This window comes from Neoroseomonas oryzicola (assembly GCF_012163135.1).
Lineage (GTDB): Bacteria > Pseudomonadota > Alphaproteobacteria > Acetobacterales > Acetobacteraceae > Neoroseomonas > Neoroseomonas oryzicola.
In genome coordinates this window covers 533,692-546,545 of sequence record NZ_JAAVUP010000003.1, presented here as the reverse complement: position 1 = coordinate 546,545, position 12,854 = coordinate 533,692, and the positions used below count along the sequence as shown (strand labels likewise).

Here is a 12,854-nt window from a genome sequence, read left to right as displayed (position 1 = left end):
GCGGTTCAGGGCGCGTGGCGGTCGAGCAGGTCGTCCGGCAGCGCCATGACCCGCGCGCCATAGGTCCAGACCAGGGCGCAGTCGACGCGGCGACCGGGGAAGGCGGCGCGCAGCAGGGCGCGATAGGCGGCCATCTGCCGCAGGTAGAGCGGCGCGACCTGCGCGACCTCGGCCGGCGGCGGGCGGTTGGTCTTGTAGTCCAGCACCAGCACGCGGCCGGGTGCGACCAGCAGGCGGTCGACCTGGCCGGCGATCAGGCGGCCGTTCACGCGGCCGGCCAGCGGCGCCTCGGCCAGGCTGTCGGGGCCGAGGGCGGCGGCGACCAGGGGCTCGCCGAGCAGGGCCAGCACCTCGGCCAGCACGGCCGCCTGTTCCTGCGCGTCCAACCCGTGGCCGGGGCGGGCGAGGAAGCGGCGCGCGACATCCTCCCGCGCGGCGGGATCGTGATCGGGCAGGTGCTGCAGCAGGGCATGGACCAGGCGGCCGCGGCGGAAGCGCAGGCCGCGCGGGTCGTCGGTCGGGCGCGGCGGGGCGGCGGGGGTTTCCTCCTCGCCGGGCAGGGCAGATGGGGCGACGGCGCCCTCGGGCGCTTCCTGGGGGGCGGGGATGCGGGCCCAGGCGGGCAGCGTCGCGGCGGCGGTGGGCGCGCGCGGCGGGTCTTCCTGCTTCGGGGCCACGGCCTGGGGCGCGGCCAGGCGGCGGATGCGCGCCTCCTCCCCGAAGGGCTCGCGGGGGCCGTCGAAGGGGACGTCCTCGGCGCCCGGCAGGCGGGTGAAGCCCTCCTCGACCAGGCGGTACCAGCAGCCATCGGGCGCGGCGCGCTTGCCCTGCCAGCCGCAGACGATCAGGCGGTCCTCGGCGCGGGTCAGGGCGACGTAGAGCAGACGGTGCTGCTCGGCCGCCTCCCGCGCCTGGTCGGCCTGGCGCTGGGCGGTCAGCGGCGGCGCGGCGAAGCCCTCCTGCTTCGGCGCCCAGGCCGGCAGGTCGCCATCCAGCCAGCGCAGCGTGGTGCGGTCGGGCGGCGCGCCGGTGGTGTCCGGCAGGATGACGATCGGTGCCTGCAGCCCCTTCGCGCCGTGGACGGTCATGATGCGCACGGCATCGCCCGCGCCCTCGGCCTCGCGCTTCACCTCGGCGCCGCCCTGTCGCAGCCCGTGGACGAAGGCCTGGAGCGAGGGCGGGTGGCGGCGTTCGTGCTCGAGCGCGGCCGCGAGGAACTCGTCCATCGGGTCGGCCGCATCGGGGCCGAGGCGCGCCAGCATCCGCGCCCGCCCCGCGCGCGGATCAAGCGGCCCGGGCGCGCCGAGCACCGCGGCGTAGAGCGCGTGCGGCGTCGCGTAGTCCGCCTGGGCCATCAGCCGCGCGAGCCAGTCCGCGACGCGCCCGAAGCGGCTGTCCGCACCGCGATGCGCGGCCAGCGCCGACCAGAGCGATCCTTCCCGCGCATGGGCGAGGGCGAAGAGCTCCTCCTCGTCGAGGCCGACCAGCGGCGACTTCAGCAGCGCGGCCAGCGAGAGGTCGTCCTCCGGCAGCAGCAGCACGTCGGCCAGCGCGAGCAGGTCCTGCACGGCGATCTGCTCGGCGAGCACCATGCGGTCGACGCCGCCGACCGGGATGCGGAGATCCTTCAGCGCGCGCACCAGGGATGCGACGAAGCCGCCGCGGGCGCGGGCGCGGACCAGCACCAGGATGTCGCCCGGCCGGACCGGGCGGCCATGCGGCTGGTCGCGGCCCTTCTCCACGCGCGCGGGCAGCGTCGCGTGATCGAGCATGTGGCGGATGCGCGCAGCGATCAGCGTCGCGAGGCGCTGGGCCGCGCCCTCGCCATCCACCGGCCGGTCGGGCGGGGCCCAGGCGGGCGGGGCCTCGGCTTCGGCGACCTGCAGCAGGGGCCAGAGCTCCACGCTGCCGGCCTGGCCCGCGCGGTCGGCATAGTGGCGCAGCGTGGTCCCTTCCGGAACCACGCCGTCGCGCGCCGCGCCGGCCTCGAAGACCGCGTCGACCAGGGCGAGCACCGGCGCGGTTGAACGGAAGGAGACGTCGAGCGGGACGGGACGGAAATCGAGTTCCGCGTCGCGCACCGCCTGGGCGTAATGGGCGCGTTCGCGCACGAAGCCCGCGGCGTCCGCGCCCTGGAAGCCGTAGATCGACTGCTTCACGTCGCCGACCGCGAAGATGGTGCGGCCCTTCTCGCGCGCACCCTCGCCGGCGAAGAACTCGGACGTCAGCGCGCGGACAATGCCCCATTGGTCCGGATTGGAATCCTGCGCCTCGTCCAGCAGGACGTGATCCAGGCCGCCATCCAGCTTGAACAGCACCCACGCGCTGCCCGGGTCGTCCAGCAGGCGCTCGGCGCCTGCGATGAGGTCGTCGTAGTCGAGCATCCCCGCCCGCGCCTTGGCGGCCTCGTAGCGGCGCAGCACGGGCGTGCCGATGGCGAGCAGCGCCATGGTCGCGGCGAGGACGCGCGCGGCGGCGCGGGTGTTCTCGGCTTCCAGCACGCGGTCGCCCTCGGCCGTCAGCGCGTCCTGGATGAAGCCCGCATTGGCGCCGGCCTGCTTGGTGGCGAACTGCTTGCGGACCGCGTTCTTGTCGGTCAGCAGGATGGACCGCCAGTCCTCCCAGCGGGCGATGCGGGCCTCGATGTCCAGCGCGAGCCAGGCGGCGATGGCCGCGCCACGCGCCTGGTCGTTCGCATTGCCCGATCCGCGCAGCCCGGCGCCGGCGCGGGCGACCTCGGTCGCGTCGAAGTCGCACGCGTCGCGCAGGACGGCGTCCTCGCTCGCGGCCCCCGGCGGCAGGCCGAGAACCCGCGCCAGGGCGCGCTCGAATCCCGCCAGGCCCTGCCGCGCATCCACCGCGGCGAGCAGCCGCGTCCGCGCATTGGACAGCGTGCCGAGCGTCTCCGCGAAGCGCGCCGGCGGGGTGAGGCGGGCGAGTTGCGTCAGCGCTTCGCGGTCCGGCGTGCCGGCCAGCACCGCCTCGCGCTCGCGCGCCAGCATCGCCTTGGCCTCCTGGTCCTCGACCACCGCGAATTGCGGGGCGAGGCCGGCTTCCAGGGGGAAGGCGCGCAGCAGGGACTGCGCGAAGGCATGAATGGTCGAGATCCGCATCCCGCCCGGCTGCTCGAGCACCCGGACGAACAGCGCCCGCGCGGCGCGCAGTTCCTCCGGCCCCGGCGCCCGGCCGGTCAGGCCCGCGAGCGTCGCCGCCAGCGCCGCATCCTCCGCCGTCGCCCAGGCGCCGAGCGCCTTGGCGAGCCGCGTCGCCATCTCCGCCGCCGCGGCCTTGGTGAAGGTCAGGCACAGGATCCGCCCCGGTTCCACGCCCGCCAGCAGCAGGCGCAGCACGCGGTCGGTCAGCAGCTTGGTCTTTCCCGACCCCGCCGAGGCCTCCACCCAGGCCGAGGCGGCGGGATCGGAGGCGCGGGACTGGGCGTGTTCGGCGCGCTGGCGGGGGGTCTCGGTCATCGGCGCGCCATCCTACCCCGGCCCCGGAGTCGGGGGCACGGCCAGCGAACGCATAAAGATATCCTTATGAGTGATCGTCCGCTCTGGCCTCCCCGGTCCGGGCGTGCTACCGGCCCGCCACACCCGAAGACCGAAGAAGCGAGACAGCGCGCATGGCCGACTATGTCGTGAAGGACCTCTCCCTGGCCGATTGGGGCCGCAAGGAGATCTCGATGGCCGAGGACGAGATGCCCGGCCTGATGGCGACCCGCGCCGAATACGGCAAGCAGCAGCCGCTCAAGGGCGCGCGCATCGCCGGCTGCCTGCACATGACCATCCAGACCGCCGTGCTGATCGAGACGCTGAAGGCGCTCGGCGCCGATGTCCGCTGGTCGTCGTGCAACATCTTCTCGACCCAGGACCACGCCGCGGCCGCGATCGCGGCGACCGGCACGCCGGTCTTCGCCGTGAAGGGCGAGACGCTTCCCGAATACTGGCAGTACGTGAAGCGCACCCTGGAATGGGGCGATGGCGGCACGCCGAACGTGCTGCTCGACGACGGCGGCGACATGACGCTGCTGGTCCATTACGGCCTGCGCGCCGAGAACGGCGACACCGCCTTCCTCGACAAGCCGACGAACGAGGAAGAGGAAGTCTTCTTCGCGCTGATCAAGGACTGCCTGAAGACCAAGCCGGGCTGGTTCGCGCAGCTCGCGAAGGCCATCGTCGGCGTGTCCGAGGAGACGACGACGGGCGTCCACCGCCTCTACAACATGGCGAAGGAGGGCAAGCTGCTCTTTCCCGCCATCAACGTGAACGACAGCGTCACCAAGTCGAAGTTCGACAACCTCTATGGTTGCCGTGAATCGCTGGTGGACGCGATCCGCCGCGGCACCGACGTGATGATGGCCGGCAAGGTCGCGATGGTCTGCGGCTTCGGCGACGTGGGCAAGGGTTCCGCCGCCTCGCTGCGCCAGGCCGGCTGCCGCGTCATGGTCAGCGAGGTCGACCCGATCTGCGCCCTGCAGGCCGCGATGGAAGGCTACCAGGTCGTGACGATGGAACAGGCCGCGCCCGCCGCGGACATCTTCGTCACCGCCACCGGCAATGTCGACGTCATCACCGTGGACCACATGCGCGCGATGAAGCACCGCGCGATCGTGTGCAACATCGGCCACTTCGACAGCGAGATCCAGGTCGCCGGCCTGCGCAACTTCAAGTGGGACAACGTGAAGCCGCAGGTGGACGAGGTCGAGTTCCCCGACGGCAAGCGCATCATCCTGCTCTCCGAAGGGCGCCTGGTGAACCTCGGCAACGCGACGGGGCACCCGTCCTTCGTGATGTCGGCGTCCTTCACCAACCAGACGCTCGCGCAGATCGAGCTTTGGACGAACCCCGGCAAGTACGAGAAGAAGGTCTACGTGCTGCCGAAGCACCTGGACGAGAAGGTGGCCTCGCTGCACCTGGCCAAGGTCGGCGCGACGCTGACGAAGATGTCCAAGGCACAGGCGGACTACATCGGCGTGTCGCCGCAGGGGCCGTTCAAGGCGGAGCAGTACCGCTACTGACCGGCGCGGGGCGGCCACGTGCCGCCCCGCCCCCATAGGCCATAAGCCTGTCCTTTCGGACCTTGCCAGGGCGCGCCACCCGCGCCACGCTTTCGCGCAAGGAACCAGGGACGGAAACATGCGCCTGCGTCACGTCTTGGCGGGCCTCATCGTCGCGCTCTGGGCCGGCATGGCCGCCGCCCAGCCCCTGACAATCGAACAGTTCGGCTCGTTCCATGTCGGCGGCCGGCTGGTCGAGGTCACCGGCAAGCCCGTCGTCGAATACACGCCGACCGTCGGCGGCGCGCCGCTGCGCATCGATCCCAACGGCACCTACATGGTGGGCCAGATGTATGCCCGCTTCATAGTGCCATCGCCGCGGCGCGGCGCGGCGCCCTTGATGCTGTGGCACGGCGCCTACCTCACGGGCGTGACCTGGGAGACGACGCCGGACGGGCGCGAGGGCTGGGAACATTTCTTCCTTCGCCGCGGCTGGGCGACCTACGTCACCGACGCCGTCGAGCGCGGCCGCAGCGGTGCCGCGATGTCACCCGAGATCTACGGCCAGGCCATCCACCTGCCGACCGTGAACCCCTGGGAGCGCTTCCGCATCGGCGACGGCGCCGGTTCCTTCGCACGGGGGTCGGTCCTGCCGGGCAACCAGTTCCCCGCCGAGCGCGGGCAGTATCTTGCCTTCATGCGCCAGGTTGTGGCGCGCTACCTCGGCACCGATGACGACGTCATCGCCGCCTATGTCGCGCTACTCGAGCGCGTAGGGCCCTCGGTGGTGATCGCGCATTCCCAGGGCGGCGCCTTCGCCTGGCAGGTGGCGCAGCGGCGGCCCGACCTGTTCCGCGCGCTGGTCCTCGTCGAGCCCGCCGGCACCGGCATCGCCGCCGAGGCGGCGAAGCTGCGGGAGGTCCCGACCCTGCTGGTCTATGGCGACTACGTGGACGCCGACCCCCGCTGGTCGGTGATCCGCCGCAATGCCCGCGCCTTCTCCGACGCGGTGCGCGCCGCCGGCGGAAGCGTCGAGGATGTCGACCTTCCCGCCCGCGGCATCCGCGGCAACAGCCACATGCTGATGATGGACCGCAACTCGGATGCGGTGGCCGCGCTGGTGCAGGACTGGCTCGCGGCGCGGGGCCTGTGGCGCTGACCGGTGCCCGGCATCACGCCGCGTCGCGCTTCTTCCGCTCGCTCTCGGTCTTGAGCTGCCCGCAGGCCGCGAGGATGTCCCGCCCGCGCGGCCGGCGGATCGGGCTCGCATAGCCCGCATCGTTCACGATCTGCGCGAAGCGCTGGATCGCCTCGCTGGTGGACGTCTTGTACGGGCTGCCCGGCCAGGGGTTGAACGGGATCAGGTTCACCTTGGCCGGCAGGCCCTTGATCAGGCGCACCAGCTCGCGCGCCTCGGCCTCGCTGTCGTTCACCCCGCGCAGCATCACGTATTCGAAGGTGATGCGCCGCGCGTTGGACGCGCCGGGATAGCGCCGGCAGGCCGCCATCAGCTCCTCGATCGGGTACTTGCGGTTCAGCGGCACGATCTCGTCGCGCAGCTCGTTCGTCACCGCATGCAGCGACACCGCGAGGCCCACGCCGAGCTCCGCCCCGCAACGGTCCATCATCGGCACGACGCCCGAGGTAGACAGCGTGATGCGCCGGCGGCTCAGGCCGATGCCCTCGTGGTCCATCACGATCTTCAGGGCCTTGGCGACGTTCTCGTAGTTGTAGAGCGGCTCGCCCATGCCCATGACGACGATGTTCGACAGGTGCCGCGCCGTGCCGTCCTTGGGGGACGGCCATTCGCCATAGGAATCGCGCGCCGCCATGAACTGGCCGACGATCTCGGCCGCGCCCAGGTTGCGCACCAGCTTCTGCGTGCCGGTGTGGCAGAACCGGCAGGACAGCGTGCAGCCCACCTGCGTCGAGATGCAGACCGCGCCGCGATCCTCATCCGCCGAGGGGATGTAGACCGTCTCGACCCGCTGGTCGTCGCGGAAGGCGAAGACCCATTTCCGGGTCGAATCCGCGCTGTCCTGCTGCGTCGCCACACCTGGCCGGCCGACCACGAAGCGTTCGGCGAGCTTCGCCTGCATCGGCTTCGCGATGGTCGTCATCTTCGCGAAGTCGGTCTCGCCCTGGTGGTAGATCCAGTGCCAGAGCTGCTTGGCGCGGAAGGGCTTCTCGCCGATCGCGGCCATCTCGGCGGCGAGTTCCTCGCGCGACAGGCCGACCAGGTCGCGGCGGCCATCGGCCAGCGTCGCCGGCGGCGGCGCGAAGATCGCCGCCTTGGCGAGGATCCGTGCGCGTTCCGCCTCGGCCAGCCCGTCGGTGGTGGCCGCGTCGGTCATCGGCGGCCGGGGGCCGGACACTCGCGGCTGATGGCGTCGTAGGCCGAGGAGAAGCCCGACAGGCTGAAGGTGTCCGTCGCCGTGCCGCGGCCGCCGGCGCGCGGCCCGCGGGCGGTGGCGTTCGCCCCGTTGCGGAAGGCCGCCACCGAAGCGCGCCCGTCCCGCGCGAAGGCCGATTCGCCGCTGGTGTAGAATTGCAGCTGGGTCTGGCCGACCGCCACCACCACCGCCGCATTGCGCGGATAGGCATAGCGCGCCGTCAGCGCCACCTGGTCGCGGCTCTGCGACCGGTGCGTCACCGTCAGGATCACCCCGTCCCGTTGCGGATCGGTCCGCGAGGCCCGGGTGAAGGCGTAGCAGACCTTCTGCCCGTTCTCGTGGTGGACGGCCGCCGTCCAGTCCTGGAAATCGCCGAGCTTCTGCGGGCCCTGCTGGGCGCGCTGCTGGGCGATGGCCGGGACGGCGACGAGGGCCGCCAGGGCGGCGGTGAGGAATACGGCTCGCATGGTCCATCTAGATACGAAGCCGGGGGCGCCGGGGCAACCGCGCGCCTTCTGGTCCTGTCCCCCATCCCGGCGGTAGACAGGCGCCCATGACGGATGCCGCCGACGCCGCCCTGGCCGAGCAGTACGAAGCCTACCCCTACCCGCAGCGGGACCCGCGCGACGAGGCGAAACGCCTCATTGTCGGCAGTCCCAGCCATCTGCGGGAGGTCGACCACTGGATCTTCGCCGGCCGCCGGCCGGCCGCGGCGCCGCTGCGCGCCCTCGTCGCCGGGGGCGGATCCGGTGACGCGACCGTGATGCTGGCCCAGCAGATGGCCACCGCCGGGCGGGAGGGCGAGGTCACCTGGCTCGACCGTTCCGCCGCCGCGCGGAAGGTCGCCGAGGCGCGCGTCGCGGCGCGCGGACTCGGCAACGTGGCGTTCCGGGAAGCCTCGATCCTCGAACTGCCCGGATCGGGCCTCGGGCCCTTCGACTACATCGATTGCTGCGGCGTGCTGCACCACCTGCCCGACCCGCTCGAGGGCCTGCGCGCGCTCGTCTCCGTCCTCGCCCCCGGCGGCGGCCTCGGCCTGATGGTCTACGCCCCGCACGGACGCACCGGCGTCTACATGATGCAGGACGCGCTGCGCCTGATCGCCCCGCCCGGCGAGGCCCCCGCCCAGCGCGTCGACGTCGCCAAGCGCCTGTGGCGCCAGATGCCCGAGACCGCCTGGCTGCGCCGCAACCCCTGGATCACCGACCACGTGAAGGGCGGCGACGCCGGCATCTACGACCTGCTGCTGAACCCGCGCGACGTCGCCTTCACCGTGCCCGCGCTCGCCGCCCTGGTCGACGCCGCGGGGCTCGAGATCCGCTGCCTGGTCGAACCCTTCCGCTACGACCCCGACAGTTTCCTCTCGGACCCGCGCCTGCGCGAACGCACCGCACGCCTGTCCTTCATCGAACGCGCGGCCCTCGCCGAAGCCGCCGCCGGCAACATGGGCATCCACATCGCCTACTGCGTCCGCAAGGGCGAAGGCCCGCCCCTGCCCGGCTGGGACGACCCCGACAGCATCCCCATCCTGCGGGAGCTCGAAGGCCCGAAACTCGCCGCCCAGATCCCGCGCGACGGCGTGCTGCGCGTCTCGGCCGACGGGCTGACCGTGCCCATCACCCTGCCACGCCTCGCCGGCGCCATCGTCGCGCGCATCGACGGCACCCGCACCATGGGCGACATCCGCGACGAACTGACCGAACTCGGCATCGCCCCCGACGCCTTCGCCCGCGACTACGCCGCGACCGCCACCGCGCTGGAGCGGGTGAACCGGATGCTGCTGAAGGCGCGGTGACGGGGAAGGCCAGAGAGGGGCCTTGCCCCTCTCCGGACCTCTCCCCACCAAAGGCCTAAGGGCCTTTGGAAACCATGATATCCTGGGGGGTTTGGGGGGGGGGCCACCAGGGGTGCCCCCGCCGCGCCCCCCGCCCCACCCCCCCCCCCAAACCCCCCGATAAAGTCCTGGTGTCCAGAGGCCTTTCGGCCTCTGGCGGGTGGGGGGGTCCGGGGGAGGGCAGCGCCCTCCCCCGGCTTCCGTCAGCCGAGCCTGCCGCGCACCAGGTCCAGCGCGGCCGCGAAGGCTGCTTCCGCGTCGAGGCTCGTCGTGTCGAGCAGCATCGCGTCCGGGGCGGGTTTCAGGGGGGCGACGGGGCGGTTCGCGTCCTGGGCGTCGCGGTCGCGGATCTCGGCTTCGACCTGGCTGCGGTCGGCGGCGACGCCGCGGGCCTGGAGTTCGAGGAAGCGGCGGCGGGCGCGTTCCTCGACGCTGGCGGTGACGTAGAGCTTCGCCCGCGCGTCCGGGAAGACGACGGTCCCGATGTCGCGGCCGTCGAGGACGGCGCCGCGGTCGCGCCCGAAGGCGCGCTGGAAGTCGAGCAGCGCGGCGCGCACGGCCGGAATCGCGGCGACCGCGCTGGCGGCCATGTCGGCCATCGGGCCGCGCAGGTCGGTGCGGTCGAGGTCGGCGGGTGTGAGGGCGCGGGCGGCGGCTTCGGCGATGGCCGCATCGCGCGGGTCGGCATCCGCGTCGAGCACGCGGCGCCCGACGGCTCGGTAAAGCAGCCCGGTGTCGAGGTAGGGCAGGTCCAGCGCGGCGGCGAGGCGGCGGGCGAGGGTGCCCTTGCCCGCCGCGGCGGGGCCGTCGACGGCAACGACGATGCCCGTCACGGCGCGGCGAGCGGCGTGCCGGTCGTCAGCCCGTTCATCAGCGCCGCGAAGCCGGGGAAGGATGTGTCGATGAAGGCCGCGTCGTCGGCCGTCACCGGCGCGCGGGCGGCGAGGCCCATGACGAGGGCGGACATGGCGATGCGGTGGTCCATGTGCGTCTCGACCGTGCCGCCGCCGGGAATGGCGCCGCCGGTGCCGTGGACGATGAGGTCGTCGCCCTCGATCTCGGCCTTGATGCCGTTGCCGGCGAGCAGCGCCGCGGTGGCGGCCAGGCGGTCGCTCTCCTTCACCCGCAGTTCCGCCAGGCCCTTCATGCGCGTCGTGCCGCGCGCGGCGGCCGCGGCCACCGCGAGGACCGGGTATTCGTCGATCATCGACGGCGCGCGGTGCGGCGGCACCGTCACGCCGGACAGCTCGGTGTATTCGGCGACGATGTCGCCCACCGGCTCGCCGCCGGAGATGCGTTCGTTCTCGACGCGCAGGGCCGCGCCCATCTCCCGCAGCGTGGTGAACAGGCCGGTGCGCAGCGGGTTGAGGCCGACATTCTCGACCACGACGCGCGACCCGGGCACCAGCAGCGCGGCGACGATCGGGAAGGCGGCGGAGGACGGGTCGCCGGGCACGAGGACCGGCGCGGCGACCAGTTCCGGCTGCCCTTCGAGGCGGATGACGCGGCCTTCGGCGGTGTCCTCGACCGAGACGGTCGCCCCGAAGTGGCGGAGCATGTTCTCGGTGTGGTCGCGGGTCGGCTCCTTTTCCACCACGCGGGTGGTCCCCGGGGCGCAGAGGCCGGCGAGGAGGCAGGCGGACTTCACCTGGGCCGAGGCGACGGGCAGCACGTAGTCGATCGGCAGCGGGTCGGCAGCACCCCGGACGGCAAGCGGCAGCCGCCCCCCGTCCCGCGTCCAGAACTGGGCGCCGGTGGCCGAGAGCGGGTCGGTCACGCGCTTCATGGGGCGGCGGCGGAGGGAGGCGTCGCCCGTCATCACCGCGAAGATGGGATGGCCCGAGATCAGCCCGAGCAGCAGCCGCGCCGCGGTGCCCGAATTGCCCATGTCGAGCACGTCGGCCGGTTCCACGAGGCCGCCCACGCCGCGGCCCGAGACGCGCCAGGCGCCGGGGCCGGTCTTGTCCACCGTCGCGCCCAGGGCGCGCATGGCCGCGGCGGTGCGCAGCACGTCCTCCCCTTCCAGCAGGCCGCTGATCTCGGTGGTGCCGACGGCGACCGCGCCGAACATCAGGGCGCGGTGGCTGATGGACTTGTCCCCGGGCACGCCGAGCCGGCCGGCGAGCGGGGCGGAAGGGGCGGAGGCGTGGAGCGGCCGGGGATCGGGATGGGACATGGCGGGGCCGCGTTTGACATGGCCCGGCATCGCGTGGCAATGCGCCCGACCCTTTGCAGACGGCGCGTGTCCCCGGCGGGCGATGCGCGCGAGACGGACAGGACCCATGGCGAAGCCTGAACTCGGCCTGAAGCGCACCTGCGTCGCGTGCGGCACGCGTTTCTACGACCTGACCCGCACCCCCGCGGTCTGCCCGAAATGCGGCACCGAGCAGCCGGCCGAGCAGCCGCGCCTGCGCCGTGCGCCGGCAGCCCCGATCCCGGACGAGAAGCTGAAGAAGCGCGCCGCGAGCCCGGAGGCCGAGACCGAGGACCTGGAGGTGGAGGACGTCGAGGGCGACGAGGCGATCGAGGACGCCGAGGAGCTCGAGGACGACGCCGAGGGCCTGGGCGAGGACATCGAGGTCGAAGCCGACCGCGACGAGGAAGGCTGAACCCTTCCCCCGCGGCCGCCATCCGGGCCCGCGGCCCCGGCCAGGTGCCCCATCGCGGGGCCCGGGCCGAGGCTGCGGGCCGGTTGCGTTTCCGGGCCGTCGTTGCGCCGCCAGAGCGTGGTTGCCGCCGCCCGGCCCAGGCCCCATTGTCCGTCGCCCAGCTTCACGGGGAACGACAATGACGACGATGCACCGCCGCGGCCTCCTGTTCGGGGCCGCCGGCCTCGCGGCGATGGCGGCCACGCGCCGCCCGGCCTACGCCCAGGCGCCCGCCGGCCCTTTCACCCTGCCGGCCCTGCCCTACGCGCCCAACGCCAATGAGCGCGCCATCGACGCGATGACGATGGAGATCCACCACGGGCGGCACCACGCGGCCTATGTCGCGAACCTCAACGCCGCGGTGAAAGACCATTCGGCCCTGGCGCAGATGCCGGTGGACGAGATCCTGATGCGCCTGTCCCAGGTGCCCGAGGCGGTGCGCACGGCCATCCGCAACAACGGCGGCGGCCACGCCAACCATTCCATGTTCTGGGAGATCATGGGCGGGGAAGGCGGCGAGCCGACCGGCGACCTCAAGGCCGCGATCGACCGCGACCTGGGCGGGATGGAGAAGTTCCGCACCGACTTCAACACCGCCGGCACGCGCGTTTTCGGGTCAGGCTGGGTGTTCGTCGCGGTGACGCCGGGGGGCAACCTCTCCCTGGTGTCGAAGCCCAACCAGGACACGCCGCTGATGGATGGCGGACGGGTGCTGATGGGCAACGACGTGTGGGAACACGCCTATTACCTGCGCTACCAGAACCGCCGGGCGGACTACCTGACCGCGTGGTGGAACGTGCTGAACTGGGAGAAGATCGCGGCGCGGTACGAGGCGGCGAAGAACGGGACGCTGCGCGTCTGAGGAAGGTCGGGGGAGGGGAACCTCCCCCGAGCCCCCTCCCTTCTTTGGTCACCTGGCGCCACCCCCGGCGGTCATACCAAATCGCAAAGAAGGTTGAGGGGGGTTCCGGGGGGAGAAGTTC

10 protein-coding genes are annotated in these 12,854 nt (G+C 72.8%); 5 read left to right on the top strand and 5 right to left on the bottom strand.

All coding sequences use genetic code 11. The features are described 5' to 3' along the window. Window positions 1-5: 5 nt before the first annotated feature. Window positions 6-3,470: a double-strand break repair helicase AddA gene (addA, locus tag GWK15_RS14130; protein ID WP_168041966.1), complete on the bottom strand. Its 3,465-nt coding sequence runs from the start codon at window positions 3,468-3,470 to the stop codon at window positions 6-8. Between the two features lie 152 nt (window positions 3,471-3,622). Between addA and ahcY the strand changes: the two genes are divergently transcribed. Continuing rightward, the gene (ahcY, locus tag GWK15_RS14125; RefSeq protein ID WP_168041965.1) at window positions 3,623-5,017 is read left to right on the top strand and encodes an adenosylhomocysteinase; all 1,395 of its coding nucleotides are present in this window, start codon (window positions 3,623-3,625) and stop codon (window positions 5,015-5,017) included. A gap of 118 nt (window positions 5,018-5,135) precedes the next feature. After that, complete coding sequence (locus GWK15_RS14120; RefSeq protein ID WP_168041964.1) at window positions 5,136-6,155, top strand: alpha/beta fold hydrolase; 1,020 nt, start codon at window positions 5,136-5,138, stop codon at window positions 6,153-6,155. 13 nt (window positions 6,156-6,168) lie between these two features. Here the strand turns inward: GWK15_RS14120 and rlmN are convergent, their stop codons facing one another. Then, on the bottom strand, window positions 6,169-7,350 hold the full coding sequence (gene rlmN / locus GWK15_RS14115) for a 23S rRNA (adenine(2503)-C(2))-methyltransferase RlmN (RefSeq protein WP_168041963.1): 1,182 nt from the start codon (window positions 7,348-7,350) through the stop codon (window positions 6,169-6,171). Continuing rightward, window positions 7,347-7,856, bottom strand: a complete 510-nt coding sequence (locus tag GWK15_RS14110) for an invasion associated locus B family protein (protein WP_168041962.1) — start codon at window positions 7,854-7,856, stop codon at window positions 7,347-7,349. The genes rlmN and GWK15_RS14110 overlap by 4 nt, the downstream gene beginning before the upstream one ends. 86 nt (window positions 7,857-7,942) lie before the next feature. Here GWK15_RS14110 and GWK15_RS14105 point away from each other — a divergent pair, with 86 nt between their 5' ends. Further along, window positions 7,943-9,184, top strand: coding sequence for a class I SAM-dependent methyltransferase (locus GWK15_RS14105; protein WP_168041961.1), 1,242 nt, complete (start codon window positions 7,943-7,945; stop codon window positions 9,182-9,184). 242 nt (window positions 9,185-9,426) lie between these two features. Here the strand turns inward: GWK15_RS14105 and cmk are convergent, their stop codons facing one another. Both cmk and aroA read right to left on the bottom strand, forming a co-directional pair. Next, complete coding sequence (cmk, locus tag GWK15_RS14100) at window positions 9,427-10,056, bottom strand: (d)CMP kinase (RefSeq protein ID WP_168041960.1); 630 nt, start codon at window positions 10,054-10,056, stop codon at window positions 9,427-9,429. Continuing rightward, the gene (gene aroA / locus GWK15_RS14095) at window positions 10,053-11,399 is read right to left on the bottom strand and encodes a 3-phosphoshikimate 1-carboxyvinyltransferase (protein WP_168041959.1); all 1,347 of its coding nucleotides are present in this window, start codon (window positions 11,397-11,399) and stop codon (window positions 10,053-10,055) included. The genes cmk and aroA overlap by 4 nt, the downstream gene beginning before the upstream one ends. A gap of 106 nt (window positions 11,400-11,505) precedes the next feature. Between aroA and GWK15_RS14090 the strand changes: the two genes are divergently transcribed. Continuing rightward, the gene (locus tag GWK15_RS14090) at window positions 11,506-11,832 is read left to right on the top strand and encodes a TIGR02300 family protein (protein ID WP_168041958.1); all 327 of its coding nucleotides are present in this window, start codon (window positions 11,506-11,508) and stop codon (window positions 11,830-11,832) included. 178 nt (window positions 11,833-12,010) lie between these two features. Beyond that, window positions 12,011-12,733: a superoxide dismutase gene (locus GWK15_RS14085; protein ID WP_168041957.1), complete on the top strand. Its 723-nt coding sequence runs from the start codon at window positions 12,011-12,013 to the stop codon at window positions 12,731-12,733. The last annotated feature ends 121 nt before the right edge of the window (window positions 12,734-12,854 follow it).

Bases quoted from the DNA above. Each gene is read 5' to 3' on its own strand.
- addA (WP_168041966.1), bottom strand. From the start codon at position 3,470: ATGACCGAGACCCCCCGCCAGCGCGCCGAACACGCCCAGTCCCGCGCC.
- ahcY (WP_168041965.1), top strand. From the start codon at position 3,623: ATGGCCGACTATGTCGTGAAGGACCTCTCCCTGGCCGATTGGGGCCGC.
- GWK15_RS14120 (WP_168041964.1), top strand. From the start codon at position 5,136: ATGCGCCTGCGTCACGTCTTGGCGGGCCTCATCGTCGCGCTCTGGGCC.
- rlmN (WP_168041963.1), bottom strand. From the start codon at position 7,350: ATGACCGACGCGGCCACCACCGACGGGCTGGCCGAGGCGGAACGCGCA.
- GWK15_RS14110 (WP_168041962.1), bottom strand. From the start codon at position 7,856: ATGCGAGCCGTATTCCTCACCGCCGCCCTGGCGGCCCTCGTCGCCGTC.
- GWK15_RS14105 (WP_168041961.1), top strand. From the start codon at position 7,943: ATGACGGATGCCGCCGACGCCGCCCTGGCCGAGCAGTACGAAGCCTAC.
- aroA (WP_168041959.1), bottom strand. From the start codon at position 11,399: ATGTCCCATCCCGATCCCCGGCCGCTCCACGCCTCCGCCCCTTCCGCC.
- GWK15_RS14090 (WP_168041958.1), top strand. From the start codon at position 11,506: ATGGCGAAGCCTGAACTCGGCCTGAAGCGCACCTGCGTCGCGTGCGGC.
- GWK15_RS14085 (WP_168041957.1), top strand. From the start codon at position 12,011: ATGACGACGATGCACCGCCGCGGCCTCCTGTTCGGGGCCGCCGGCCTC.